We start from the raw sequence: 26,020 nt of genomic DNA on the forward strand, positions 1-26,020 counted from the left end.
CACCCTTTTCTGGGAGGAGAAACCCCCCTCCCCCTCCGCACACGCACCCCCGACATGTTGGAAGCAGTAGCCTGCGCCAGCCGGGAGGGCGCCCCCCCCGGCCCCGGCCGGGGACGCACAGCAGGACATCGCTCTGACCGCACAGCTGGACCAGGCCCGTACGGCGCTCAACGAGCGCACCTCGGACCTCCAGCGGTTGCAGGCCGAGTACCAGAACTACCGTCGCCGCGTGGAGCGGGACCGGGCCGCAGTCAAGGAGACCGCCACGGCGAACCTCCTGGCCGAGCTCCTCCCCGTGCTCGACGACATCGGCCGGGCCCGTGAACACGGGGAGCTGGTCGGCGGCTTCAAGTCCGTCGCGGAGTCACTGGAGACGGTGGCGGCCAAGATGGGACTGCAGCAGTTCGGCAAGGAGGGCGAGCCCTTCGACCCGCTGGTGCACGAGGCCCTGATGCACAGTTACGCGCCCGATGTCACCGAGACCACGTGCGTGTCGATCCTCCAGCCCGGGTACCGGATCGGGGAGCGTACGATCCGTCCGGCCCGGGTCGCGGTCGCCGAGCCGCAGCCCGGCGCGCAGGCCAAGTCGGACGAGGGCGCTGCCGACGCGGACGGCTCTGATGAGGAGAGCGGTGGCCCGAAAGAGGGCTGACGTGCGGCAAGAAGGCAGCGGCCGGGAGGAGGGACGTCGGGGATGAGCACCAAGGACTTCGTCGAGAAGGACTACTACAAGGTCCTCGGCGTCCCGAAGGACGCCACCGAAGCGGAGATCAAGAAGGCGTACCGGAAGCTCGCCCGCGAGTTCCACCCGGACGCCAACAAGGGCGACGCCAAGGCGGAGGACCGCTTCAAGGAGATCTCCGAGGCGAACGACGTCCTGGCCGACCCCAAGCGCCGCAAGGAGTACGACGAGGCGCGCACCCTCTTCGGCAACGGCGGCTACCGGGCCGGTCCGGGCGGCCAGGGCGGTGCCGGATCGTTCAACTTCGACCTGGGCGACCTCTTCGGGGGCGCCCAGGGCGGGCCGCAGGGCGGCGGCGGAGCCGGTGGCTTCGGCGGCGGCCTCGGGGACGTGTTCGGCGGCCTCTTCAACCGCGGCGCCGGTACGGGCACGCGCACCCAGCCGCGCCGCGGCCAGGACATCGAGTCCGAGGTGACGCTCAGCTTCACCGAGGCGGTCGACGGGGCCACGGTCCCGCTGCGGATGTCCTCGTCGGCGGCGTGCAAGGCGTGTGCCGGTACGGGCGACAAGAACGGCACCCCGCGCGTCTGCCCGACGTGCGTGGGCACCGGCCAGGTCTCCCGCGGTACGGGCGGCGGCTTCTCGCTCACCGACCCCTGCCCGGACTGCAAGGGCCGCGGGCTGATCCCCGAGAACCCGTGCGACGTCTGCAAGGGCAGCGGCCGCGCCACGTCGTCGCGCACCATGCAGGTCCGCATCCCCGCGGGCGTCTCGGACGGGCAGCGCATCCGGCTGCGCGGCAAGGGCGCGCCGGGCGAGCGCGGCGGCCCGAACGGCGATCTGTACGTGGTCGTGCACGTCGACGCGCACCCCGTCTTCGGGCGCAAGGGCGACAACCTCACCGTCACCGTGCCGGTCACCTTCCCGGAGGCGGCGCTCGGCGGCGAGGTCAAGGTCCCCACCCTGGGGGGCCCGGCCGTCACTCTGAAGATCCCGGCGGGCACGCCCAACGGCCGTACGATGCGCGCCCGCGGCAAGGGCGCCGTGCGCAAGGACGGCTCCCGCGGCGACCTTCTGGTCACCGTCGAGGTGACCGTGCCCAAGCACCTTGACGACAAGGCGCGGGACACGCTGGAGTCCTATCGCGAGGCGACCGCGGGCGAGGACCCGCGGGCAGAGCTGTTCCAGGCCGCGAAGGGAGCTTGAGATGGACGGCCGAGGCGGGCGCAGCCGGCGCACTCCTATGTCGAATCCTTATCAGTTGACCGAAGAGTCGCCGGTGTACGTGATCTCGGTGGCGGCACAGCTGTCCGGTCTGCATCCGCAGACGCTCCGTCAGTACGACCGGCTCGGCCTGGTCTCCCCGGACCGCACGCCCGGCCGGGGGCGGCGCTATTCGGCGCGCGACATCGATCTGCTGCGCACGGTGCAGCAGTTGAGTCAGGACGAGGGCATCAACCTGGCGGGCATCAAGCGGATCATCGAGCTGGAGAACCAGGTGGCCGCGCTCCAGGCGCGCGTCGCCGAGCTCTCGCAGGCGGTGGACGGCGCGGCCGCGGCGATGCGGCAGCGCGAGGCGCAGGTGCACGCCTCGTACCGGCGCGACCTGGTCCCGTACCAGGACGTGCAGCAGACCAGCGCGCTCGTGGTCTGGCGGCCGAAGCGTCCGGAGTGACGTGTGCTGACCGAAGGGGCCGGGGATGTTCTCCCCGGCCCCTTCGTCGTACGCGCGCGGGTGCTTCAGACCCGGCCCAGCGCCCTGGTCACGGTGATCTCGATGACGACCCGCTCCGGGTTGGGGGCGGGCGTACGGCCGTACCGCTCGCTGTGCCGGGCGACGCCGTCCGCGACCCGCTCGGCCTCCGTACGGACCACCGCGACCCCCTCCAGCGTCGCCCACCGCTTCCCCTCGAACTGGCAGACCGCGACCCGGGCCCCCTCCGGCCCCGCCGCCCGGACGTTGGCGGCCTTGGTGCTGCCCCCGCGGGTGATGATCCGCGCGAGCCCGGCGTCATGGTCGTACGTCACGCACACGGGCACGACGTGCGGGCCCCCGCCGGGGCGGGGCGTGGTGAGGGTGCAGACATGGCGTTCCCGCCAGAAGTCGAGGTACTCGGGGGCGGGGGCGCGGAGGTCGTGGGCCATGGGGGGAAGGGTATGCGGGCCGGGGTCAGAGGAAGTCGGACGTGTCCAGGTCGAAGGAGAAGGGCGCGGGGAGGGGGACGGGCTTGCCGAACGGGACCAGGTGGGTCTCGGTGTAGTCGCCGCCCTCGGGCTCGCTGAAGAGGGTGGTGGTGGCCTTGTGGCGATCGACGAGCAGGTAGAGCGGGATTCCGGCGCGGGCGTAGGCGCGGCGCTTGGCGACACGGTCGCGGTCGGGCTGGCTGGAGGTCACCTCGGCGACCATGGCGACACCGTCGCTGGGCATCCAGGAGGGCGCGCCCCGGAACAGACGTCGGTCGCGTGGGGCGAAGGTGGCATCGGGGATGACGTGGTCGCTCGGGTGCGAGCCTTCGCCGGGCACCTTCAGCCCCTTGTTCCCGGACCCGGCCATGTCGGTCGTGGACTGCCTCAGCACCTGCTGGTTGAGGGTGCTGAGGCAGTCCTCACGATCTCCGTCCGGCACGGGTGACACAACGATTTCGCCCCCGATGAACTGGGCCCGGAAACCTTCGGAGATTTCCAGGGCCAGGAAATAGTCCAGGAGGGCAGGCCCACCCGGCATCGGCGCGTGAGCCGTCGTCGCCATGCTGCTCCCCTTGTCGGTGACGGATAGCGTCGCCCGCGGCCAGCGGTGGCGGGGGGATCATCGGGCCGGTTCACTCGTAAGAGACGTAGATCTGTTCGGGGCGATGCCCAATCTTGAGGTTGAGTGGAATAGACTCAACTTACTGCATGCTGTAGTAGGCAGGACGGTATGCGTGAGCCGAGCACGAGGAGGAGTACGCCGACGTGGAAGCCGAGCTGACGAACAAGAGCCGGGAGGCGCTGAGCGCCGCCAATGACCGGGCCGTGTCCGCGGGGCACGCGGACATGACGCCGGCGCACCTGCTCATCGCACTGCTGACCGGCCAGGAGAACGAGAACATCCTGGACCTGCTGGCCGCCGTCGAGGCCGACGCCGTGGTGCTGCGGACCGGGGCCGACCGGCAGCTCGCCGCGCTGCCCAGCGTGCAGGGCTCCACCGTCGCGCCGCCGCAGCCCAACCGCGATCTGCTGGCCGCCATCGCCGACGCCTCGCAGCGGGCGAAGGAGCTGGGCGACGCGTACATCTCCACCGAGCATCTGCTCATCGGGCTCGCCGCGAAGGGCGGGCAGACCGGGGAGCTGCTGGACCAGCAGGGGGCGTCCGCCAAGAAGCTGCTGGACGCGTTCGAGACCGCGAGGGGCGGGCAGCGGGTGACCAATCCGGACCCGGAGGGCACGTACAAGGCGCTGGAGAAGTTCGGCACGGACTTCACGGCAGCCGCCCGTGAGGGCAAGCTGGACCCGGTCATCGGCCGGGACCAGGAGATCCGCCGCGTCGTGCAGGTGCTGTCCCGGCGCACGAAGAACAACCCCGTCCTCATCGGCGAGCCCGGCGTCGGCAAGACCGCCGTCGTCGAGGGGCTGGCCCAGCGGATAGTCAAGGGCGACGTTCCCGAGTCGCTGAAGAACAAGCGGCTCGTCTCGCTCGACCTCGGCGCGATGGTCGCGGGCGCGAAGTACCGCGGTGAGTTCGAGGAGCGGCTCAAGACCGTACTCGCGGAGATCAAGTCCAGCGACGGCCAGATCATCACCTTCATCGACGAGCTGCACACCGTCGTCGGCGCGGGCGCCGGCGGCGACTCCGCCATGGACGCGGGCAACATGCTCAAGCCCATGCTGGCCCGCGGCGAGCTGCGGATGGTCGGCGCGACCACCCTGGACGAGTACCGCGAGCGCATCGAGAAGGACCCCGCCCTGGAGCGCCGCTTCCAGCAGGTGCTGGTCGCGGAGCCCAGCGTCGAGGACTCCATCGCCATCCTGCGCGGCCTCAAGGGCCGGTACGAGGCGCACCACAAGGTGCAGATCGCCGACTCCGCCCTGGTCGCCGCCGCCACCCTCTCCGACCGCTACATCACCTCCCGCTTCCTCCCCGACAAGGCCATCGACCTCGTCGACGAGGCCGCGTCCCGGCTCCGCATGGAGATCGACTCCTCGCCCGTCGAGATCGACGAGCTCCAGCGCTCCGTGGACCGGCTCAAGATGGAGGAGCTGGCCCTCAAGAACGAGACCGACCCCGCCTCCAAGCAGCGCCTGGAGAAGCTGCGCCGCGACCTCGCCGACAAGGAGGAGGAGCTGCGCGGCCTCACCGCCCGCTGGGAGAAGGAGAAGCAGTCCCTCAACCGGGTCGGCGAGCTGAAGGAGAAGCTGGACGAGCTGCGCGGCCAGGCCGAGCGCGCCCAGCGCGACGGCGACTTCGACGCCGCCTCCAAGCTCCTCTACGGCGAGATCCCGGGCGTCGAGCGCGAGCTGGAGGAGGCCGCGGCCGCCGAGGCCGAGCAGGAGGCCGCCGTCTCCGGCAAGGACTCGATGGTCAAGGACGAGGTCGGCCCCGACGACATCGCCGACGTCGTCGCCGCCTGGACCGGCATCCCGGCCGGCCGGCTGCTGGAGGGCGAGACGCAGAAGCTGCTGCGCATGGAGGACGAGCTGGGCAAGCGCCTGATCGGCCAGAGCGAGGCCGTACGGGCCGTGTCCGACGCGGTGCGCCGCACCCGCGCCGGCGTCGCCGACCCCGACCGGCCCACCGGCTCCTTCCTCTTCCTCGGCCCGACCGGCGTCGGCAAGACCGAGCTGGCCAAGGCGCTCGCCGACTTCCTCTTCGACGACGAGCGGGCCATGGTCCGCATCGACATGAGCGAGTACAGCGAGAAGCACAGCGTGGCCCGGCTGGTCGGCGCCCCGCCCGGCTACGTCGGGTACGAGGAGGGCGGCCAGCTCACCGAGGCCGTGCGCCGCCGCCCGTACACCGTCGTGCTGCTGGACGAGGTGGAGAAGGCGCACCACGAGGTCTTCGACATCCTGCTCCAGGTCCTCGACGACGGGCGGCTCACGGACGGCCAGGGGCGGACCGTCGACTTCCGCAACACCATCCTCATCCTGACCTCCAACCTCGGCTCGATGTTCCTGGTCGACCCGCTGCTCAAGGAGGACCAGAAGAAGGAGAAGGTGCTGGAGACCGTACGGGCCTCCTTCCGGCCCGAGTTCCTGAACCGCCTGGACGACCTGGTGGTCTTCCACGCGCTCGGCACCGACCAGCTCCAGCGCATCGCCCGCATCCAGATCGACCACCTCCAGCGCCGCCTCGCCGACCGCCGGCTCGTCCTGGAGGTCACGGACGCCGCGCTGAACTGGCTGGGCGCCCTCGGTCACGACCCGGACGAGACGGACACCGCGGTCGACCTCAACTACGGCGCCCGCCCGCTGCGCCGCCTCGTGCAGACCGCCATCGGCGACCAGCTGGCCCGCGCCATCCTCGGGGGGGACATCCGCGACGGGGACACGGTCCGGGTGGACCGGGTGCCCGGCTCGGAGGGGCTGACCGTCACCTCGGCGGCGGCGGCCTGAGCGACCGCGGTCCGGACGGCCTCCGGGCTGTCATCCGGACGGCCGCCCGGACGGCAGCTCGGGCGGCAGCTCGGACGGCCGCCTGAATAACAGCTCGGACGGCAGCCCCGGTGGCCGCTCGGACGGCAGCCCTGGTGGCCGTCGGCTGGGCGGCCGCGGGCTGAACGGCCCCTTCCGGAACCACCCGCCCCGTCCGGGCTTGCCAGGACGGGGCGGGTGTGGGGGAGGATGTCGGCAACCGTACGAAGGGAAATCCACGGTGAGCATCGACCCGTCCTCGATTCCGAATTTCGGGGGCCAGCCCGAACCCCAGGAGGAGGGTCCGGCAGGCCCCGTAATCCCCGACCAGGACCTGGTGAAGCAGCTCCTTGAGCAGATGGAGCTGAAGTACGTCGTCGACGACGAGGGCGACCTCGCCGCGCCGTGGGAGCAGTTCCGCACGTACTTCATGTTCCGCGGCGAGGAGGAGCAGCAGGTCTTCTCCGTGCGCACCTTCTATGACCGTGCGCACGCCATCGAGGAGAAGGCCAAGCTTCTCGAAGCGATCGACGACTGGAACCGCCGCACCCTGTGGCCGAAGGTCTACACGCACACCAACGACGACGGCAGCGTCCGCCTCATCGGCGAGGCGCAGATGCTGATCGGCGTGGGCGTCTCGCTGGAGCACTTCGTGTCCTCCACGGTCAGCTGGGTGCGCGCCTCGATCGAGTTCGACAAGTGGCTCGTCGAGCAGCTCGGCCTGGAGGCCGAGATCGACGGCGACGGCGGCGAGGCGAAGCCCGGCGACGAAGAGTCCTGAGCGAGCCCCGTCCCGGCCCGACCGGCTACATCGGCATGGGGGCGACCATCAGCAGGTACGTCCCGTAGCCGAACGAGAGCCCGGCCAGCGCACCGGCCGTCACGACGGCGGTGCGCGGCCGGGCTCTCGCCATCGCCAGCGCCGCCGGGAGCAGCAGCGGAAACGCGGGCAGCAGGAAGCGCGGCTTCGACGCGAAGTACTTGGAGCCGCCCAGCGCGATGACGACGAGTACCAGCGTGTAGACGAGCACCGGCAGCGGCGGCCGGTCGAGGACGAGGCAGACGAGCGCCAGCAGCGCCGCGACGATCACCGCGAAGGTCACGTAGTACCCGAGGCGGCTCAGGCCGATCACCAGATGCCGTATGAACATCAGCGCGTCATAGCCGAAGTCGAAGCGCGAGCCCCAGCCGCGCTGCACCGCGAAGTAGCCGAGCGGGCTGCCCTGCCGGGCGCCGACGTAGGCCACGTATCCGAGCCAGCCGACTGGCGAGAGCGCGGCCCCCGTCCACACCCGCCAGTTCCGCCGGGCCCCCTTGTCCCGCCACAGCGGGACCGCCGCCGCGCAGCAGACGGCCGCCGCCACCGCGATGCCGTTGGGGCGGCAGACGCCGGCGAGCAGCGAGAGGCCGCCGGCCCACCCCCAGCGCCCGGTCAGCACCGCGTACAGCGACCAGGCGGCGAGCGCCGTCATCAGCGGCTCGGTGTACGCCATCGACTCGATGATCGCGTGCGGCAGCAGCCCCCACAGCAGGACGAGCAGCGTCCCCACCCGGCGCCCGTGCAGCCGTTCGCCGACCGCGTACAGCCCCCAGGCCGCGGCCGCCGACGAGGCCCAGGCGATCAGCAGCCCGGCGTTGACCAGCCCGATCGGCAGGACGGTCGCGACGCCCCGCATGAGGCCGGGGAAGAGCGGGAAGAACGCGGTGTCGCTGAAGTGCAGCCCCGCCCAGCCGGCGCTCGGGTAGACCGAGCCGTATCCGTCCCGGGCGATGCCGGTGTACCAGGTGCCGTCCCAGGCCAGCCCGAGCGCGGTCCGCGGGTGCCTGCCGATCCACCAGGCCCACCCCGCCATCGTCAGCATCCCGGTCAGCCGCACGGCGGCGTACAGGCCGAGCGCGGGGGCCGCGCGGCGCAGCGCGCAACGGATGCGCTCGCTCCTGCGGGAGACTCCCGCGCCGTCGGCCGGCTGCGGTTCCGGGGCTCGTACGGGCATGGCGGTGTCGGCGGACACGGCTCACCTCCGGTGCGGGGGCGGTTGCGAGTACGGGCCGGCCCCACGTGGGTGGCGGGCCCGGCACCCCGACTCTGCGGGCCCGCCACCGGGTACGCGACCGCTGTCGGCCGTCCGAAGGGACCGTGCACCCGCTCGGACGCAGGGTCCGCGTGGCGGCGTGACATCGCGGGCCATGGTGCGTACGGGCATGGTGCGTAGGGGCATGGTGTGTACGGGCATGGTGCCCAGGAGCCGGGGCGGGTCTGCACGGTGTGCCGGCTCGTGCGGTGCCCTGGCCCTGGAGCGGTCGGCCCTGGAGCGGTCGGCGGCCCGGCCCCGGCTCGTACGAGATCGCGGCCCCGGCTCGTACGAGGCCCCGGCCCCGGCCCGTACGGCCGTCCTGCCCCGGTGCGGGCGGCGGCCCGGTCCCCGCCCGCCCGCGCCTATCGTGAGGGCAGCAGCGCCCGGTGGGCCGGGCTCCGGCCGCCGGCTCGGGAGACGACTCGGGAACGACTCGGGAAAGCGGGACCGTATGGACATGAGGGGGCAGGCCGACGCGCGCGGCGCGGTGGGCTCGGCGGCGTGGAGGCCCGCGGAGCGGGTACGGGCCATGGGCACGTCGGTCTTCACGGAGATGACGGAACTCGCCCGCAGCACGGGCGCGGTCAACCTCGGGCAGGGCGTCCCCGAGCTGGAGAGCCCCGGCGCGCTGCTGGAGGACGTGGCGCGGGCGGTGCTCGCCGGCAGCAACCAGTACCCGCCGGCCGTCGGCGCGCCGGCCCTGCGCGAGGCCGTCGCGGCGCACCAGCTGCGGCGGTACGGGCTCGAATACCAGGCGCAGGGCGAGGTGCTCGTCACCACGGGGGCCACCGAGGCGCTCGCCGCCGCCCTGCTGGCGCTCTGCGACCCCGGGGACGAGGTCATCGCCTTCGACCCCTGCTACGACGCGTACGCGGCGGACGCCCGGCTGGCCGGCGCCCGGCTCGTCGGCGTCCCGCTGGCCCTCGACGGGGACGCCTTCGTCCTCGACGCCGACGCCCTGCGGGCCGCGGTGACGCCCCGCACCCGGGTGCTGGTGCTGAACACCCCGCACAACCCGACGGGCAAGGTGTTCACCGCGGCCGAGCTGGAGGTCATCGCCGAGGTGTGCCGCGAACGCGAGCTGATCGCCGTCACGGACGAGGTGTACGAGCACCTCGTGTACGACGACGGCGCGCGCCATCTGCCCCTGGCGGCGCTGCCGGGCATGCGGGAGCGGACCCTCGCGATCTCCTCGGCGGGCAAGACCTTCAACGTCACCGGCTGGAAGATCGGCTGGGTCTGCGGCCCGGCCCGGCTGGTCGGCGCGGTCGGCGCGGCGAAGCAGTTCCTCACGTACGCCTCCGGCACGCCCTACCAGGAGGCGCTGGCGCGGGCGCTCGGCTCGGTGGAGGAGTGGGCGGACGGCCTGCGCGGCACCCTGCGGCGCCACCGCGACCTGCTCGGCGAGGGGCTGGCGCAGGCCGGACTGCGCCCGTTCCGAGCGGACGCGGGCTACTTCGTGCAGGCGGACGTACGGCCGTGGGGCCACGGGGACGGGGTGCGTTTCTGCCGTGAACTCCCGGAGCGTGCCGGGGTCGTAGCGATTCCGACCGCCGCCTTCTACGTGACCGAGGGCGCCCCGTCCTGGCTGGTGCGCTTCTCCTTCTGCAAGCGCGAGGAGTCGCTGCGTACGGCGGTGAAGCAGTTGGTCGCGGCGGCTCCCTGACGGTTCGTCATGACCGGCCGCCGTGAACCTCTGGTCTTGCTCAACTCTGCTTTGCCGTAAGGCGGGTGCGGGCACAAACCCGGCAGGCACGGAGCGGGGGGGGCCTCGCTTCGAAGCGGGAGGGAGTGAGGCACTGATGACTATCTTCATCGCGGCTCTGATCGCGATCGCCGGTCTGACGCTGGTCGGAGTCCTGGCCGGCCGCACCCGGTCACCGGGCAATAGGACGGCGCGCCGTCGCACGTACGGCGGGGGGACCGCGGCCGGTACCGGAAGCTGGTGGGCCGGGGACGGCGGGTCGGACGGCGGACACCACCACGGGGGCGGCGGGCACCACTCGTGCGGCGGCCACCACTCGTGCGGCGGGGGAGGGCACTCCTCCTGCGGCGGAGGAGGAGGCGGTTGCGGAAGCAGCTGACACGGGGCAGCTGATTCCGGCTTCCGGCCGCGAAGACAACGGCCCGGCCGTCAATGCGCCCGGTGGACTCAAAGTCCGCCGGGCGCTCCGGTGTTGAACAATTGAGCTGGGCAGCCCTCGGGGGGATGGAAACCCGGCGAAGATGGGTAAAAACGCTGTGGGCGCCGTGCATTTCATGATTCCCTTTTGAGCAGAGTAATCAAGTCCTCGGAATCACAGTCCTCGGACCCCACGAACCCCACGTGGGCACGAGCCGGCGTACTCGAACACCCTGGTCCTCCTCCGGGGCGGGCCGGCCCACCTTCCACTGCGTGCTTGCGGAGCCGACCCATGCTCACCACCCTCAGCACTCCCTATACCGATACCCGCGCCGCCGATCTGGCCTGGTGCCTGGGTAAGGACCCTCTGCCATCCCTGGCCAACCTTGACCTCCAACTGGATGGGACAACCGTCCAGTTGCGCTTGCTGGGCGCCTCCCACCAGGTGCTCCTCGACGGTGTGGAAGGAAACTGCTCGGAGACCGTGGCCTGTCTGCCCGGCAGCAGCACCCCCCTGCCGCTGGGGGTGGCGAAGCGCGTGGGCGACTGGGAGTACGAATTCGCGGCGCGCGTCGAGACGCTGTCGCGCGGTTCCTTCGCGGGCCGCGCCCAGGAGCTGCTGGCGCTGGTCGCCGACCATCCGCACGGGCTCGCCGGCACGTTCCCCGGCAGCCCGCACGCCTTCACCGCGATGCTCGCCCAGCGCCACGAAGGCCAGGTCAGCTGGCGTACGTGGCACGCCTATCCGCAGGAGGGGCGGCTCGTCGCGACGCGTACGAGGGTGGCGGTGCGGCTGTCTGTGCCGCGGTGAGCGGGGCGGCCAGGCCGGGGTGGGCGGGCGTCGGCTATCTGCCCGGCGGGCGTGCGTCCGTATGCCCGTACCGCTTCGACTGCCCGCCTGTATAACGCCGTTGAGCCGGGCTGTCAGCACATACCGGCGACGGGAGTTGAACTGTCGGCTGAATTGTCAGATGAAATGTCTGATGCATTGTCAGTTGAACTGATGTGCAGTGGTCACCCGTTTGCCTGCGCGTCGATCAGCCGTGCCTGTACGAAAAGTTGGTCGGATCGGGTTTCGCCCGTTCTCCGGGCGGAAAACGGCTCTCCTTCTCCTCGTACGGCTACGTAAGGAATCAGTGTCATGTCGCGTATCGCCAAGGCCGCTGTCCTGACCATCGCCGCGGCCGCCGCCATGGTGGGCACCGCGGGCGGGGCCTCGGCCCACGCCCACCACGACGGCGCCTCCGCCAAGGGCGCGGCCATCGGTTCGCCCGGCGTGCTGTCCGGCAACCTGGTGCAGATCCCGGTCCACGTGCCGATCAACGTCTGCGGCAACAGCATCGACATCATCGGCCTGCTCAACCCGTCCTCCAGCAACACCTGCGTCAACGCCTGACGCCGTCGATGTCTGGCGACGTCGACTCCTGACGCCGTCAGCGCCTGACGCCGTCGGCACCGCCCCGCCGGCAGCGCGCATCTCGCGCCTCCACGGCGCTCACCGCTCCTCGCGGTGGGCGCCGTTCGCGTGGGGCGTCGGCGGGCGCGCGGAGGGGGCCCGGGGGTAGCCGGTATACGACGTGGGCCGGCCTCAGCCGGTGTTCGGCGCGGGCTTGAGGGATGTGCGGAACGCGCCGGGGGACAGCCCCGTGCGGTGCGCGAAGAACTTGGAGAAGTTGGCCGCGTCGTCGAAGCCGAGGCGGTCGGCGATACGGGCGGCGGGCAGTTCGCTGTGGGCGAGGAGCCGCTTCGCCTCCAGAACCACCCGGCAGTCGATGAACTCCTTGGCACCCACCCCCGCCGCCGCGAGGGAGGCGCGGGCGAGGGTGCGCGGGGAGTAGCCGAGGATGCGCGCGTAGTCGGCGACGCGGTGGCTGGTCGCGAACTCCCGTTCCACGGCGGCCCGGAACCGCTCGAACGTCTCGCTGGGTGCGGGGACGCTGCTGCCCACCGGGGCCGTCAGATACGCGAGACGCAGTACGAGCACGGTGAACAGATGCCGCAGTACCTCGGTGTGCACCTCGGCGGGCAGGCCCCGGCCGCAGCCGAACTCGGCGGCCAGATGGTCCACGGCGCGGTCCACCGCGGCGAGGTCCGGGCCCACGGGCTGCCACAGGACGGGGCGGAAGGGGTCCTCGGCCTTGGCAGCGGCGGCGGTGCCGGACGGCAGGAAACCGGGCTGGGCGAGGACGACGTACCCGTTGATGGTGTCGGTGTCGGCATCGGCCTGGGCTTCGCCGGCCGCCTCACCGAAGCTCTGCACCTGGCCGGGGCGCACCCACAGCACGGAGCCCGGGCCGAGTGCGTAGCCGGTGAAGTCCACGGTGTGCGCGCCCGAGCCGGACCGCACGATGAGCAACTGGTGGAAGTCGAGCCGCTGGGGCCGTCGTAGCAGCCCTTCGGGGGCGCGGGCGCGCAGCTCGGCGAAGGTCATGACCTCCAGTCCGGCGGGGGTGCCGGGCGGGGCCTGGTAGGCGAGCTCGATGATGCCGGCGTCCTCGGTCGCATCGGCGCGCTCGGTCGCATCGGCGCGCTCGGTCGCATCGGCGCGCTCGGTCGCGGCGGCGGGCTCGGCGGCGATTTCGGCATCTGGATCGGCGTGTCGCTTTTTCACCATGGCTGGTCGCAAGCGTACCTGGCCGGCGGATCGTGGCGCTCGTAGCTTGGTCGTAACGGACAAGGAGTGTCCGGGAAGACGACCCGAGGAGAGGAAGCCATGGAGCGCGCGAAGCTCACGTACGCCTTCGATGCCTACTGCGGCTGGTGTTACGGGTTCGGCCCCGTCATCCGCGAATTCGCGGCGGCCAACGCCGAACGGATCGAACTGCGCGTACTCAGCGGCGGGCTCTTCACCGGGCCCCGGGCGCAGCCGGTGTCCGCGTACCCGTTCATCCCCGAGTCCGACGCGCGGATAGCCGAGCTGACCGGCGCCGTGTTCGGCGACGGCTACGCCGAGGCGTTCGCCCGGGGCACCGCCGTGCTGGACTCCGCCGACGCCGCCACCGCGCTCGCCGCGCTGCGGCGGCAGGCGCCCGAGCGGACACTGGAGATGGCGGGCGCCCTCCAGGCCGCCTGGTACCGGGACGGGCTCGCGCTGTCCGAACCGGACACCCGGGCCGGCGTCGCCACCGCCCTCGGTCTGGACGCCGAAGCGGCGGCCGCCGCCTACGCGGACCCGGCGACGCGGCGGGCCGCGGAGGAGGAGTTCCGGCAGGTCCGCCGGCTCGGCGTCGAGGGCTTCCCGACGCTGCTGCTCCACACGGCCGCCGGAGTGCGGCGGCTCGGCGGTCCGATGTCCTCCGCGCAGGACCTCACCCGCGCCCTCGACCAGCACTGACCCCGCGCGCCCGTACCGCGGGCCTCCGCGATCACACCCCGCCCCCGAAAACCTCGATACCTCTTAGGAGCACCCCCTCATGGCCAAGATCGCTCTCTTCGGAGCCAACGGCACCATCGGCAGCCGCGTCCTGCGCGAGGCGCTGGACCGGGGCCACCAGGTCACCGCCGTCGTCCGCGACCCCGCGAAGATCACCGAGGCGCACGAGCGGCTCACCGTCACCACCGGCGACGTCCTCGACCCGGCGTCGGTCGCCGCCGCGGCCGCCGGGCAGTCCGTGGTGATCAGCGCGGTAGGCGGCGGCGACGGGCCCGGCCACCTCGCGACCATCGAGCCTGCCGCGAAGGCGCTGGTCGCCGGTCTGCGGACGCTGGGCGACGCCGCCCCGCGGCTGATCACCGTCGGCGGCGCGGGCTCCCTGCGGACCCCCGACGGCAAGCAGGTCTGGGACACGGACGGGCTGCCGGAGTTCCTGCTCCAGATCATGCACGCCCACGGCGACGCGCTGGACTTCTACCGGACCGTCAGCGACGTGCGCTGGACGAACGTCAGCCCCGCCGCGACGATCGAGCCGGGTGAGCGCACCGGTACGTACCGCACGGCGCTCGACGACCTGGTCACCGACGCCGACGGCAACAGCCGGATCTCCGCCGAGGACTACGCGGTCGCGCTCGTCGACGAGGCCGAGAAGCCGCAGCACACCGGCGAGCGCTTCACGGTCGCCGACTGATCGGCTCACCCGGCGGCCGGTCCGCCCACCGACCGGCCGACGGGTCGCGGCGACGGCCCGCACCGGCCGCGGTACCGGCTCGTACCGGTCCGCATCGGCTCGGCACCGGTCCGCACTGGCCCGCACGGGCTCGCGCAGGCGAGCGGTGCGGGCCGTGGCGCGCCGTATCCGCGCCGTACCCGTGCAGGGCCTGCGGATCGGCGCACGCCGCCCGGTGGTGGCGCGTGGCGGGAAACTTCCGCCGGGCGGGGGCACTCGGAAGAGTCATGGTGGGTAGGCTCGGTGGCTATGGAGCATGAGGTGTTCGTTCCGTTTCCCGCCGACGCCGTCCGGCAGGCCCTCTCGGACCCGGCGCGGGCGGCGCGCTGTCTGCCGGGGCTCCAGCAGGACGCCGACGATGCGCAGGGCGGCCCGCTCGCGGGGCGGCTGCGCCTGCGGGTCGGCGGCTCCACCATCACCTACCGCGGCACCCTGCGCCTCGCCGAGCGCTCCGGTTCGTACGAGATCACCGGCGAGGGCACGGAGGCGCGCGGCTCCGGCGAGGTCTCGCTCACGCTGACCCTGACCCCCGACGCGGTGCCCGGCGGCACGCGGCTGAGGTGCGCGGGCACGGTGCGCAGCGGCGGCAGGCTCGCGGACGTCGACGCCAAGACGGCTCAGACGGCGGCCCGGCGGCTGCTGGACCGGTGGGCCGAGGCGTTCTCCGCCGACCTGGGCGCGGACTCCTCGGAGGCCGGGGCGGCAGATGGCGGTGCCGAGCCTCGGAGGGCCGGTGTCTTCGAGACGGAGATCCCGCCGCCCTCCCTCGACGCGGACGCCGCTGATGACGCGGATGGCGTCCATGACGGCGGCGACGTGGATGACGCCGATGACGTCCTGGATCCGAACGATCCGCTCGGGGACGACGAGGACGAGGGCATCGTCGCCTCCGTCGCCGTTCCCGCCCCCGGCGAGCCGCCCGCCGAGGCCGCGCACGCGCGCCGCACGATGATCGGCCGCAGCGCGGAAGAGGTCGACCACGCGCCGCCGCGCGGCCGCTACGCACCCGTCCCCGCGCCCGAGGCGCTCGCCTCGACGGCCACGCTGCGCTGGGCCGCGCCCGCCGCGGCCGTGGTGCTCGCCTCCGCGGTCGTCGTCGGCCGCGTGCTCCGCCGCCGGAAGTAGCCGGTACGGGCACGAGTGGCCGTACCGGCGTACGGCCGTACGGGCATCCGCGCGGGTGCTCGCCGCGGGCGTCTGCCACGAACGGCTTTCGCCGGCGGGCTTTGCCAGCGGCCTTCGCCGGCGGGCTTTGCCAGCGGCCTTCGCCGGCGGGCTTCACGAGCGGGCTCCACGAGCGGTCTTCATGAGCTGCTGTACGGGCGTCCGCCCGGCGGCGCCGCGGTGGCCGACGGCGGGCGTGCCGGGGCAGGGTGACAGGGCCTAGGGTCGTAGGCGTGAGCACCAACAACACGACGGAGACCGCGCCCGAGGCGCACGGCGTACGACTGGCGGCGGGCGGTGCCGAGTTGACGGTCCTGCCCGAGAACGGCTGCCGTATCGGCAGTCTGCGCATCGACGGGACGGAGGTGCTTCGGCAGGGCGCGAAGTACGGCTCTTTCCCGATGGTGCCGTGGTGCGGCCGGACGGAGCTGGGCCAGTTCCGCAACGGCGGTGAGCGCCATCAACTGCCGGTCAACTCCCCGCCGCACGCGATTCACGGCACGGGCCGGGACACCGCCTGGCGCACGGTCCGTGCGGACGAGTCCGCCGCCACCTTCACCTACGACCTCGCCGAGCCCTGGCCCTACCCGGGCCGGGTCACCCAGGTGGTCGAGCTGGCGGAGAGCGCGGTGACGCTGACCATGAGCGTCGAGGCGGGCAGTGACTCGTTCCCGGCGCAGGCCGGCTGGCACCCCTGGTTCCTGCGGAACCTGGGCGGTCAGGACGCCCGGATCGACTTCGCGCCCGACTGGCAGGAGGAGCGCGGCGATGACCATCTGCCGACCGGGCGCCGTATCGACCCGCTGCCCGGCCCCTGGGACGACTGCTTCGGGATGGCCGACGGCGTCGATGTGACGCTCACCTGGCCGGGGCAGCTGGAGCTGAAGGTGACCAGCCGCTCCGAGTGGGTCGTCGTCTACGACGAGCAGCAGGAGGCCATCTGCGTCGAGCCGCAGTCCGGGCCGCCGAACGGCCTGAACAGCCTGCCCCGCCTGGTCACCCCGATCGATCCGCTGGAGATCTCCACGACGTGGAGCTGGCGGACGCTGTCCTGAGCGGGCACGAGCCTTCAGCGGAGCGTGCGGACGTGCGGAGCGTGCGGACGTCCGGGCAGTGGGCGCGGGCGTCCGGCCGATGACCGTAAGCTCATCGGCATGAGTGACGTGCGTGACGACCTGCTGCGGCAGATCAAGGACAAGGCCGTGGTCCACGGCAAGGTGACCCTCTCGTCCGGGCTGGAGGCCGATTACTACATCGACCTGCGCCGGATCACCCTGGACGCCGAGGCCGCCCCGCTGGTCGGCCGGCTCATGCTGGACCTGACGGCCGACCTCGACTTCGACGCGGTCGGCGGGCTCACCCTCGGCGCCGACCCGGTGGCCGCCTCGATGCTGCACGCGGCAGTCGCGCGCGGGCGCAAGCTGGACGCCTTCGTCGTGCGCAAGGCGCAGAAGACGCACGGCATGCAGCGTCGTATCGAGGGCCCGGACATCAAGGGCCGCCGGGTGCTGGTGGTCGAGGACACCTCCACCACCGGCGGCTCTCCGCTGACGGCCGTCGAGGCGGCCCGCGAGGCGGGCGCCGAGGTCGTCGCCGTCGCGACGATCGTCGACCGCGGTGCCGCATCGGCCGTCGCGGACGCCGGGTTGCGGTATCTGACGGGTTACTCTCTGGGCGACCTCGACCTGGGTTGAGCGGGCACCCGGCGCTGACCTGGGGCTTCTTGGAGGGGCGGGGTGTTTCACGTGAAACACCCCGCCCCTTTCGCGCGTCCGGAGTGTCCGCCGTGTGGAGCAATTGGCCGAGTCTGGAAAGATGGGCCCCGACGAGGACGTCGCCCCCCTGGATTTCCAGCACCTCCTAGGTCAGGGCCACAAACCCACCCGCACATCACAAGGAGCGGACAGATGCCCATCGCAACCCCCGAGGTCTACAACGAGATGCTCGACCGGGCGAAGGCAGGCAAGTTCGCCTACCCGGCCATCAACGTGACCTCGACGCAGACTCTGCACGCCGCGCTGCGCGGCTTCGCCGAGGCGGAGAGCGACGGCATCATCCAGATCTCCACGGGTGGCGCGGAGTTCCTCGGCGGCCAGTACAGCAAGGACATGGTCTCGGGCGCCGTCGCGCTCGCCGAGTTCGCGCATATCGTCGCCAAGAAGTACCCGGTCAACATCGCGCTGCACACCGACCACTGCCCGAAGGACAAGCTCGACGGGTACGTCCGTCCGCTGCTGGCCATCTCCCAGGAGCGCGTCTCCGCCGGTCAGAACCCGCTGTTCCAGTCGCACATGTGGGACGGGTCCGCGGAGAACCTCGACGACAACCTCGCCATCGGCCAGGAGCTGCTTGCCGCCGCCGTCAAGGCGAAGATCATCCTTGAGGTCGAGATCACCCCGACCGGCGGCGAGGAGGACGGCGTCACCCACGAGATCAACGACTCGCTCTACACCACCGTCTCCGACGTCGAGCGGACCGCCGAGGCCCTCGGCCTGGGCGAGAAGGGCCGCTACCTGCTGGCCGCCTCCTTCGGCAATGTGCACGGCGTCTACAAGCCCGGCAACGTGGTGCTCCGCCCCGAGCTGCTCCGCGACCTCCAGGACGGCATCGCCGCGAAGTACGGCAAGGCCGACCCGTTCGACTTCGTCTTCCACGGCGGCTCCGGCTCCTCGGAGGAGGAGATCCGTACCGCGCTGGAGAACGGCGTCGTCAAGATGAACCTCGACACCGACACGCAGTACGCCTTCACCCGTCCGGTCGCGGACCACATGTTCCGCAACTACGACGGCGTCCTGAAGGTCGACGGCGAGGTCGGCAACAAGAAGGTCTACGACCCCCGCACCTGGGGCAAGGCCGCCGAGGCCGGCATGGCCGCGCGCGTCACCGAGGCCTGCTCCCACCTGCGCTCGACCGGCACCAAGCTGAAGTAGGGCGCTCGCGTACGTCCGTACGCGCTCAGCCCGGCCCAAGGGCCCGGCTCCCCGGCTCACCGAGCGGGGAAGCCGGGCCCTTTCGTCGTACGGGCTCCGGACCGGGTCCCTTCGTCGTACGGGCCCCCGGACCGTGTCCTATCTCTGGCCCGGCCCGGCCGGCGCGGGGATGATCCGGGTATGAGCCATTCCCCGAGGGAGTCCGCCCCGCGGCCGGCGGCCGTCACCGGGCCGGGAGAGCCCGCCGCCGAAGGGCCCGGCGCGGTACGGGTCGGCACACCCGCGGGGCGCTGGGTACTGCTCACCGCGGTGCTCGGGTCCGGGATGGCGATGCTGGACAGCACCGTCGTCAATGTGGCGCTGCCCCGGATAGGCGCCGATCTCAACGCCGACCTCGCGGTGCTGCAGTGGACCGTCAACGCCTACATGCTCACGCTCGCCGGGCTGATCCTGCTGGGCGGAGCGCTGGGCGACCGGTTCGGGCGGCGCCGGGTGTTCGTCGTCGGGGTGGTGTGGTTCGCGCTCGCCTCGCTGCTCTGCGGCCTCGCGCCCAACGCCGGGGTGCTGATCGCCGCCCGCGCGCTGCAAGGCATCGGCGGCGCCCTGCTCACCCCCGGCTCGCTCGCCCTCATCCAGGCCACCTTCCACCCGGACGACCGGGCCAGGGGGGTGGGCGCCTGGTCGGGACTGGGCGGCGTGGCCTCGGCGATCGGGCCGTTCGTGGGCGGTTGGCTGGTCGACGGGCCCGGCTGGCGCTGGGTGTTCCTGATCAACCTGCCGCTGGCCGCCGTCTGCGTGCCGGTCGCCCTCCGGCACGTACCGGAGACCCGCGACCCGCGGGCGCGAGGCCGGTTCGACGTGCTGGGAGCGGCTCTGGGGGCCCTCGCGCTCGGAGCGGTCACCTATGCCCTGATCGCCGCGCCTGACAAGGGCGCCTCGCCCTGGGTGATCGGTCCGGCGGTCGCCGGGGTGCTGCTGGGCGTGGCCTTCGGGTACGTGGAGCGGCGGCGCGCCGAGCCGATGCTGCCGCTGAACATCTTCTCCTCGCACCAGTTCACGGCCGTCAACGCGGTGACCGTCTGCGTCTACGCGGCCTTCGGCGGCTTCTTCTTCCTCTCCGTGCTCCAACTCCAGGTCGTGGCCGGGTATTCGGCGCTCGCCGCCGGGACCGCGCTGCTCCCGACGACCGTTCTGATGCTGCTGCTGTCCGCCCGTTCCGGCGAGCTGGGCCAGCGCATCGGGCCGCGCGTACCGCTCACCGTCGGACCGCTGCTGTGCGCGGCCGGGATGCTGCTGATGACGCGGGTGACGCCCGGTGCCGGGTACGTGCGGGACGTGCTGCCCGCGCTGATCGTGCTGGGCCTGGGCATGGTCGTGCTCGTCGCCCCGCTCACCGCGACCGTGCTGGCCTCCGTCGACGTCGGCAGGGCCGGGCTGGCCAGCGGCGTCAACAACGCGGCGGCGCGGGCGGCGGGACTCGTCGCGGTGGCGGCCCTGCCGCTGCTGGCGGGCATGGGCCCGGACGCGTACCGGGACGCCGGGCAGTTCGGCGACACCTTCCGGCGGGCGATGCCGATGTGCGCGGGGGCGCTGGTGGTGGCGGCGCTCATCGGCTGGTTCGCGGTGCGCAAGGAGTCCGGGGGCGGCGGGGGAGCGGCGGAGGCCGGCGAACCGGCGACCGCCGAACCCCGAATATGCCACCCGGAGTGCGCCTACCACTGCGGGGTGACGGCTCCACCGCTCGACCCCGGGTCGGGCCGTGACTGACGTGGCTGACGGCAGGGCGGGCATCGGCCGGGCCTCTCGTGCGGCTTCGGATCCGGCCGTGGCTGACGGCGGGGCGGGCATCGGCCGGGCCTCTCGTGCGGCTTCGGGCCCGGACGCGACCGACGGCGGGGCAGCCGCCGGCCGGGTCTCTCGTACGGACATCACCCGCGAGCGCCCCACCGGCCCGCGCACCAGGCAGACTGGAGCCCATGTCCATTCACGAGAACCTGCTCGGGGGACCGCCCCCGGCCTATCTGCCCGACGACCCCGAACCGCGCGAACTGCTCGCCTCCGGCGCGGCCTCCTCCGAGGTCGCCGCCAAGTACCCGTCGTCCTCCCTCGCGTGGGCGCAGCTCGCCGACGAGGCGTTCGAGGGCGGCCGGGTCGTCGAGTCGTACGCCTACGCCCGCACCGGCTACCACCGCGGGCTCGACGCGCTGCGCCGCGCCGGCTGGAAGGGCCACGGCCCGGTGCCGTTCGAGCACGAGCCCAACCGCGGTTTCCTGCGCGCGCTGCACGCCCTGGCGCGGGCCGCGCAGTCGATCGGCGAGCAGGAGGAGTACGAGCGCTGCTCGACGTTCCTGCGGGAGTCGTCCCCGACGGCCGCCGACACGCTGGGCTGACGCGTACCGCGGCGCGATGCACCGACGCGCCGGGCGGCCCGCGAGACCGGGCGCCCGGCGCGTCGGTGCGTCGGCGCGCCCCCTCTCGCCGAGGGCTTGCCGTATCCGGCGGGGCGACGCATGATGCGCTGAGGCCCGGTGATCCGGGCCGAGAGGGGACCGGGGCTCCGATGCCGACTGGAAGGGGCGGACCGCTACCCGGCAGCAGTACCGAAGGGACAGCGATGTCACACGAAACCGAAGTGTCCCCTTACACGCCGGAGGACCCTGCCGCGCGTTTCGCGCCCGACCTCAGCATCGGCGCCGAGAGCACCACCCCTTACGAGGACTACGTGCACGCGTCCGTCCTCAACCACCTTCAGCAGCCGCTCTCCGACGACCCCGGCGAGATGGTCTTCCTTGTGACCACCCAGGTCATGGAGTTGTGGTTCACCGTTATCGTCCACGAGTGGCACACCACGGCCCGCTCGCTGCGCGAGGACGACCTGCCGGGCGCGCTGGCCGCGCTGAAGCGCTCCACGTACGAGCTCGAATCGCTCAACGCGTCCTGGAAGCCCCTCGCCCATCTGACCCCCGGCGAGTTCAACGCCTACCGGGCGGCGCTCGGTGAGGGCTCCGGGTTCCAGTCGGCGATGTACCGGCGGCTCGAATTCCTGCTCGGAGAGAAGTCCGCCTCCATGCTCGTACCGCACCGGGGCTCGCCGCGCGAGCTCGCGGAGCTGGAGAAGGCGATCGCCGAGCCGAGCGTGTACGACGAGGTGCTGAGCTATCTCGCGCGGCGCGGATTCGCCGTTCCGGCGGCGGTGCTGGACCGGGACCCGACGGCCCGGTACGAGCCGGACGAGGCGGTCGAGCGGATCTGGCAGGACATCTACTCGGCGGCCGGGGACGCCGCCGGGGGCGGGGAGTTGGTCCGGCTCGGCGAGGCCCTGACCGAGGTCGCCGAACTGGTCTGGCGCTGGCGCAACGACCATCTCCTCGCGACACGGCGGGCGATGGGCGCGAAGACGGGAACGGGCGGCTCCGCCGGGGTGGCCTGGCTGGAGAAACGCGCCTCGAAGAACGTCTTCCCCGAGCTGTGGACGGCCCGCAGCCATGTCTGACCCCGGGATGGACGCGATGGAGCTGCGGGCCGAGGCCGCGAAGCTGGACGAGGGCGACGAACTGCGCGGCAAGCGCGCGGAGTTCTCGGGGTACGGCCTCGACGAGGTCGTCTACCTGGACGGAAACTCCCTCGGCGCGCTGCACCGCGCCGTGCCGGGGCGGCTGGCGGAGGCCGTCGAGCACGAGTGGGGGCGGATGCGGATCCGCTCCTGGGACGAGAGCGGCTGGTGGACCGCGCCCGAGCGCGTCGGCGACCGCGTGGGCCGGCTGGTGGGCGCGGCCCCGGGCCAGGTGGTGGTCGGCGACTCGACGAGCGTCAACGTCTTCAAGGCGGTCGTCGCCGCCGTGCGCCTCGCCCGCGCCGGGGGCCTCACGGGCACCGGCGGGGAACCGGCGTCCGGGCCCGGCAGCGGCCCTGCGCGCGACGTGGCGTCCGGGTCCGGGTCCAGCAGCGGCCCCGTCGGCGACCCGGCGCCCGGCTCCGGCCCCGCCCGCGCCTCGGCCTCCGGCTCCGGTGCCCCGTACGCGGGCGGGGACGGCGGCCACGTCCGCGATGAGGTCCTCGTCGACGCCGCGACCTTCCCCACCGACGGCTATATCGCCGAGTCCGCCGCCCGGATGACCGGCTGCGCCGTGCGCCCGCTGCCCGTCGCGGAGATCCCGGACGCCGTCGGGCCGCGGACCGCCGCCGTGCTCGTCAACCACGTCGACTACCGCACCGGCCGGCTGCACGACCTCCCCGGCATCACGGCCGCCGCGCACGCGGCGGGCGCGCCGGTCGTCTGGGACCTGTGCCACAGCGCCGGCGCGCTGCCCGTGGACCTCGACGCGCACGGCGTGGACCTGGCGGTCGGCTGTACGTACAAGTTCCTCAACGGCGGCCCCGGTTCGCCCGCGTACCTGTACGTGCGCCGCGACCTCCAGCCCGGTTTCGACTCGCCGCTGCCCGGCTGGAACTCGCACGCGGACCCGTTCGCGATGGCGAGCGGCTACGCACCCGCCGACGGCGCGGCCCGGGGCCGGGTCGGCACGCCCGACATCCTCTCGATGCTCGCCCTGGACGCCGCGCTCGACGTGTGGGACGGCGTCTCCGTCGCGTCCGTACGGGCCAAGAGCCTGGCGCTGACCGACTTCTTCCTGCGCTGCGTGGCCGCGTACGTGCCGGCCGGGCGGGTCGAGTCGGCTACCCCTGCCGCGCACGCGGAGCGCGGCAGCCAGGTCGCGCTGCGCTGCCCGGACGCGGGCGAGGTCATGGCGGAGCTGATCCGGCGCGGCATCGTCGGCGACTACCGCCGCCCCGACGTCCTGCGGTTCGGCTTCACCCCGCTCTACACGCGCTTCGCCGACGCCGAGCGCGCCGCGCGCGTACTGGCGGAGGTGCTGACGGGCGGCGGGACGGCGGGCTGACCCATGGCAGCTGAGCCAGAGGCCGACGCGGAGCCAGGGGCCGGACCGGAACCGGGGGCCGCCACCGATCCGGGCCCCGTCGAGGAGGAGGCCGCGCTGCTCGCGCTCGCCCCCGTGCCGCCCGACCGGACGGTCCGCTACGGCGCGCACCCTTCGCAGGTCATCGACGTCTACGAAGCGTCCGGCGGCGGAGCGGGAGCGGCGGCGGACACCGGTACGGACACGCTCGTGACGCTGCTGCACGGCGGCTTCTGGCGGCAGGCGTACGACCGCGCGCACCTCTCGCCGCCGGCCGCCGCGCTCGCCCGGCACGGGGTGACCGTGGCGCTGGCCGAGTACCGGCGGGTGGGCGGGGACGGCGGCTGGCCCGGGACGTTCGACGACGTCGTACGGGCCGTGGAGGCGGGAGCGGCCCACTGCGCGAACCGAAGCGCGGGCCGGAGCCGCAGAGTGCGCCACGTCGTGGCCGGGCACTCGGCGGGCGGCCACCTCGCCCTCTGGGCCGCCTCCCGCCACCGCCTCCCGGCAGGCAGCCGCTGGCGGGAGGCGGACGCCCCGCGCATCGACCGGGTCGTCGCACTCGCGCCCGTAGCGGACCTGGCGTACGCGCGCGAGCTGCGGCTGAGCGACGACGCGGTGGCCGAACTGCTGCAAGGGGCGGAGGCCCGCGGCGCCGAAGCCGACCCCGCGCGGCTGCTACCGCCCCGCGCCCCCGTCGTCATCCTGCACGGCACGGCCGACCCGGACGTTCCCGTGGACGTCTCCCGCCGCTACGCCGCCGAGGCCGCGGCGGCGGGCGGCGACATCGTCCTCCACGAGCTGCCCGGCACCGGCCACTACGCGCCCGTCACGCCCGGCACGGACGCCTTCGCCCTGTTCCTGGCCGCCCTCCGGGCCGCCGGGTCGTAGCGTGTAGTACTTGAGGCGGACCCGTACAGATCCTCACCAGCGGGGACGACGGCGGGCACCTCCGCTGCTTACCGTGGTTGATGTGAACGACACCTATCAGCGGCCGAACGGCGCGAACAGTGAGATCCGGGTGGCGCGGGGCGTGTTCCAGACGATCCGCGAAGACCTGATCACGGACGCGTTCGCGTTCCGCCCGGCGCCGCCGCTCGCCGATGACCATCCGTTGCTGCGGTTCGTGCCGCGAAAGGCTGTCGTCTACGCGCGCTGGCTCCCGCACGCCGTGTTCCTGGCAGCGGCCTTCCTGCTGACGTTCATGCCCTTCATGTCCTTCGAACCCGGGCTCTCGGGGCTGCTCGGCATGTTCGCGACCGGAGTGCCACTCGCCGTCGTGCTCCTCCGGCCGGTCGGCGCGTGGTGGCTGGCGGTCGCCGCGGCCATCCCCACGGCGCTGTTGTCGGGCTTCCAGTCCTTCTGGCCGTGGACCCCGACCGGCGTCGTCTCCTACGGGGCGGTGATGCTGATCGCCGCGTTCCGCCTCCGGCCGCGGGCGTCCGGCGAGATGTGGGGGATCACCGTCGCGCTCATCGTCGTGCTCGGGATACCGTTCCGCGGCCACCTCTGGACCCGGGACACCCTGGTGCTCCTGATCGTCTTCGGCGCCCTGCTCCTGGTCATGCTGGGCCTGCGCGGGGTACGCGAGTCCAAGCAGCAGGTCGCCGTGCAGGCCGCCGTCACCGAGGTGGAGCGGTCGCGCCGCACGGTGCTGGAGGAGCGGACCACCATCGCCCGCGAACTGCACGACGTGGTCGCGCACCACATGTCGGTGGTCGCCATCCAGGCGGAGGCCGCGCCGTACCGGGTCGAGGAGACCCCGCCCGAGCTGGCCGCCGCGTTCGCCACCATCCGCGAGAACGCCGTCTCGGCCCTCACCGAGCTGCGCCGCGTCCTCGGCGTCGTACGGTCGGAGAACCCGGACGCGTTCGGCGAGGTCGACCCCGAGGCGCCGCAGCCGACGCTCGCCGCCCTCGGCGTACTGGTCGACAATGTGCGGGCGGCGGGGCTGACGGTCGAGCACGTCACGACGGGCGTGGTGCGCACCATGCCGCAGGGCGTGGAACTGTCCGCGTACCGCATCGTGCAGGAGGCGCTGAGCAACACGCTGCGGCACGCGCCGGGCGCCGAGGCGCGCGTCGAGGTGTCGTACGTGATGAGCGGGCTCGGGCTGCGCATCGTCAACGGCCCGGCGAACCGGCTGGCCAAGCCGTCGCCGGGCTCGGGCCACGGGATGCTCGGGATGCGGGAGCGCGTGACGATGCTCAGCGGCGAGATGACGGCGGGGGCGACGGAGGACGGCGGGTTCGAAGTCGTGGCGTTCATCCCCGTCGAGGCCGCGGAGGAATCGGCGTGACCGGGCTGAACGGTATGAGCGGCGTGAACGGTATGAACGGTGTGAGCGGCGTGAACGGGGGAGGCGGCGTGGCCGGCGGAGACAGCGGCACCAGCGACACCATTCGAGTACTGATC

Annotated in this window: 23 protein-coding genes and 1 pseudogene; 20 read left to right on the top strand and 4 right to left on the bottom strand. The window is 72.9% G+C overall.

The features are described 5' to 3' along the window. Window positions 1-97: 97 nt before the first annotated feature. The 3 genes and pseudogenes from grpE to AC07AB_RS03610 form a co-directional block, all read left to right on the top strand. Window positions 98-652 (top strand): annotated as a pseudogene (grpE, locus tag AC07AB_RS03600) (nucleotide exchange factor GrpE); the annotation flags it as partial. A 42-nt stretch (window positions 653-694) separates the two neighbouring features. After that, complete coding sequence (dnaJ, locus tag AC07AB_RS03605) at window positions 695-1,888, top strand: molecular chaperone DnaJ (RefSeq protein ID WP_478559322.1); 1,194 nt, start codon at window positions 695-697, stop codon at window positions 1,886-1,888. Between the two features lies 1 nt (window position 1,889). Continuing rightward, on the top strand, window positions 1,890-2,357 hold the full coding sequence (locus tag AC07AB_RS03610) for a heat shock protein transcriptional repressor HspR (protein ID WP_478559324.1): 468 nt from the start codon (window positions 1,890-1,892) through the stop codon (window positions 2,355-2,357). A 65-nt stretch (window positions 2,358-2,422) separates the two neighbouring features. Here the strand turns inward: AC07AB_RS03610 and AC07AB_RS03615 are convergent, their stop codons facing one another. Both AC07AB_RS03615 and AC07AB_RS03620 read right to left on the bottom strand, forming a co-directional pair. After that, a complete protein-coding gene (locus tag AC07AB_RS03615) occupies window positions 2,423-2,827 on the bottom strand; it encodes a pyridoxamine 5'-phosphate oxidase family protein (protein ID WP_478559327.1) in 405 nt (134 codons plus the stop codon). A gap of 25 nt (window positions 2,828-2,852) precedes the next feature. Continuing rightward, complete coding sequence (locus tag AC07AB_RS03620) at window positions 2,853-3,431, bottom strand: Uma2 family endonuclease (RefSeq protein WP_478559329.1); 579 nt, start codon at window positions 3,429-3,431, stop codon at window positions 2,853-2,855. A gap of 203 nt (window positions 3,432-3,634) precedes the next feature. On the opposite strand from AC07AB_RS03620, the gene clpB reads away from it, so the two are divergent. Both clpB and AC07AB_RS03630 read left to right on the top strand, forming a co-directional pair. Next, window positions 3,635-6,274, top strand: coding sequence for an ATP-dependent chaperone ClpB (clpB, locus tag AC07AB_RS03625; protein WP_478559332.1), 2,640 nt, complete (start codon window positions 3,635-3,637; stop codon window positions 6,272-6,274). A gap of 259 nt (window positions 6,275-6,533) precedes the next feature. Next, on the top strand, window positions 6,534-7,073 hold the full coding sequence (locus AC07AB_RS03630) for a YbjN domain-containing protein (RefSeq protein WP_478559335.1): 540 nt from the start codon (window positions 6,534-6,536) through the stop codon (window positions 7,071-7,073). A 25-nt stretch (window positions 7,074-7,098) separates the two neighbouring features. On the opposite strand, the gene AC07AB_RS03635 is transcribed toward AC07AB_RS03630, so the two are convergent. Continuing rightward, a complete protein-coding gene (locus tag AC07AB_RS03635; protein ID WP_478559338.1) occupies window positions 7,099-8,304 on the bottom strand; it encodes a hypothetical protein in 1,206 nt (401 codons plus the stop codon). Window positions 8,305-8,824: 520 nt separating this feature from the next. Here AC07AB_RS03635 and AC07AB_RS03640 point away from each other — a divergent pair. The 3 genes from AC07AB_RS03640 to AC07AB_RS03650 all read left to right on the top strand — a co-directional run bounded on the left by AC07AB_RS03640 (window position 8,825) and on the right by AC07AB_RS03650 (window position 11,885). Further along, the gene (locus AC07AB_RS03640) at window positions 8,825-10,033 is read left to right on the top strand and encodes an aminotransferase class I/II-fold pyridoxal phosphate-dependent enzyme (RefSeq protein WP_478559341.1); all 1,209 of its coding nucleotides are present in this window, start codon (window positions 8,825-8,827) and stop codon (window positions 10,031-10,033) included. A gap of 748 nt (window positions 10,034-10,781) precedes the next feature. Beyond that, window positions 10,782-11,300, top strand: coding sequence for a DUF2617 family protein (locus tag AC07AB_RS03645; RefSeq protein WP_478559344.1), 519 nt, complete (start codon window positions 10,782-10,784; stop codon window positions 11,298-11,300). Between the two features lie 330 nt (window positions 11,301-11,630). Next, window positions 11,631-11,885, top strand: a complete 255-nt coding sequence (locus AC07AB_RS03650; RefSeq protein ID WP_478559347.1) for a chaplin — start codon at window positions 11,631-11,633, stop codon at window positions 11,883-11,885. A 192-nt stretch (window positions 11,886-12,077) separates the two neighbouring features. Here the strand turns inward: AC07AB_RS03650 and AC07AB_RS03655 are convergent, their stop codons facing one another. Beyond that, on the bottom strand, window positions 12,078-13,103 hold the full coding sequence (locus AC07AB_RS03655; protein ID WP_478559350.1) for an AraC family transcriptional regulator: 1,026 nt from the start codon (window positions 13,101-13,103) through the stop codon (window positions 12,078-12,080). Window positions 13,104-13,202: 99 nt separating this feature from the next. On the opposite strand from AC07AB_RS03655, the gene AC07AB_RS03660 reads away from it, so the two are divergent. The 12 genes from AC07AB_RS03660 to AC07AB_RS03715 all read left to right on the top strand — a co-directional run bounded on the left by AC07AB_RS03660 (window position 13,203) and on the right by AC07AB_RS03715 (window position 25,904). After that, complete coding sequence (locus AC07AB_RS03660; RefSeq protein WP_478559353.1) at window positions 13,203-13,823, top strand: DsbA family protein; 621 nt, start codon at window positions 13,203-13,205, stop codon at window positions 13,821-13,823. 79 nt (window positions 13,824-13,902) lie between these two features. Beyond that, window positions 13,903-14,553, top strand: coding sequence for an NAD(P)-dependent oxidoreductase (locus tag AC07AB_RS03665; RefSeq protein WP_478559356.1), 651 nt, complete (start codon window positions 13,903-13,905; stop codon window positions 14,551-14,553). 288 nt (window positions 14,554-14,841) lie between these two features. Continuing rightward, window positions 14,842-15,717, top strand: a complete 876-nt coding sequence (locus tag AC07AB_RS03670) for a CoxG family protein (protein ID WP_478559358.1) — start codon at window positions 14,842-14,844, stop codon at window positions 15,715-15,717. Between the two features lie 272 nt (window positions 15,718-15,989). Further along, the gene (locus AC07AB_RS03675; RefSeq protein ID WP_478559361.1) at window positions 15,990-16,811 is read left to right on the top strand and encodes an aldose epimerase family protein; all 822 of its coding nucleotides are present in this window, start codon (window positions 15,990-15,992) and stop codon (window positions 16,809-16,811) included. 99 nt (window positions 16,812-16,910) lie between these two features. After that, a complete protein-coding gene (pyrE, locus tag AC07AB_RS03680) occupies window positions 16,911-17,450 on the top strand; it encodes an orotate phosphoribosyltransferase (protein WP_478559363.1) in 540 nt (179 codons plus the stop codon). 213 nt (window positions 17,451-17,663) lie between these two features. Then, complete coding sequence (fbaA, locus tag AC07AB_RS03685; RefSeq protein WP_478559366.1) at window positions 17,664-18,686, top strand: class II fructose-bisphosphate aldolase; 1,023 nt, start codon at window positions 17,664-17,666, stop codon at window positions 18,684-18,686. Window positions 18,687-18,866: 180 nt separating this feature from the next. After that, the gene (locus AC07AB_RS03690) at window positions 18,867-20,453 is read left to right on the top strand and encodes an MFS transporter (protein ID WP_478559369.1); all 1,587 of its coding nucleotides are present in this window, start codon (window positions 18,867-18,869) and stop codon (window positions 20,451-20,453) included. Between the two features lie 209 nt (window positions 20,454-20,662). Then, on the top strand, window positions 20,663-21,076 hold the full coding sequence (locus AC07AB_RS03695) for a DUF3151 domain-containing protein (protein WP_478559372.1): 414 nt from the start codon (window positions 20,663-20,665) through the stop codon (window positions 21,074-21,076). 224 nt (window positions 21,077-21,300) lie between these two features. Beyond that, a complete protein-coding gene (locus AC07AB_RS03700; protein ID WP_478559375.1) occupies window positions 21,301-22,179 on the top strand; it encodes a tryptophan 2,3-dioxygenase family protein in 879 nt (292 codons plus the stop codon). Further along, the gene (locus AC07AB_RS03705) at window positions 22,172-23,587 is read left to right on the top strand and encodes a kynureninase (RefSeq protein WP_478559377.1); all 1,416 of its coding nucleotides are present in this window, start codon (window positions 22,172-22,174) and stop codon (window positions 23,585-23,587) included. The genes AC07AB_RS03700 and AC07AB_RS03705 overlap by 8 nt, the downstream gene beginning before the upstream one ends. A 3-nt stretch (window positions 23,588-23,590) precedes the next feature. Next, window positions 23,591-24,496: an alpha/beta hydrolase gene (locus AC07AB_RS03710; RefSeq protein WP_478559380.1), complete on the top strand. Its 906-nt coding sequence runs from the start codon at window positions 23,591-23,593 to the stop codon at window positions 24,494-24,496. A gap of 82 nt (window positions 24,497-24,578) precedes the next feature. Then, window positions 24,579-25,904, top strand: coding sequence for a sensor histidine kinase (locus tag AC07AB_RS03715; RefSeq protein ID WP_478559382.1), 1,326 nt, complete (start codon window positions 24,579-24,581; stop codon window positions 25,902-25,904). Window positions 25,905-26,020: the final 116 nt, after the last annotated feature.

It is taken from the genome of Streptomyces sp. NPDC044033 (genome assembly GCF_056434425.1).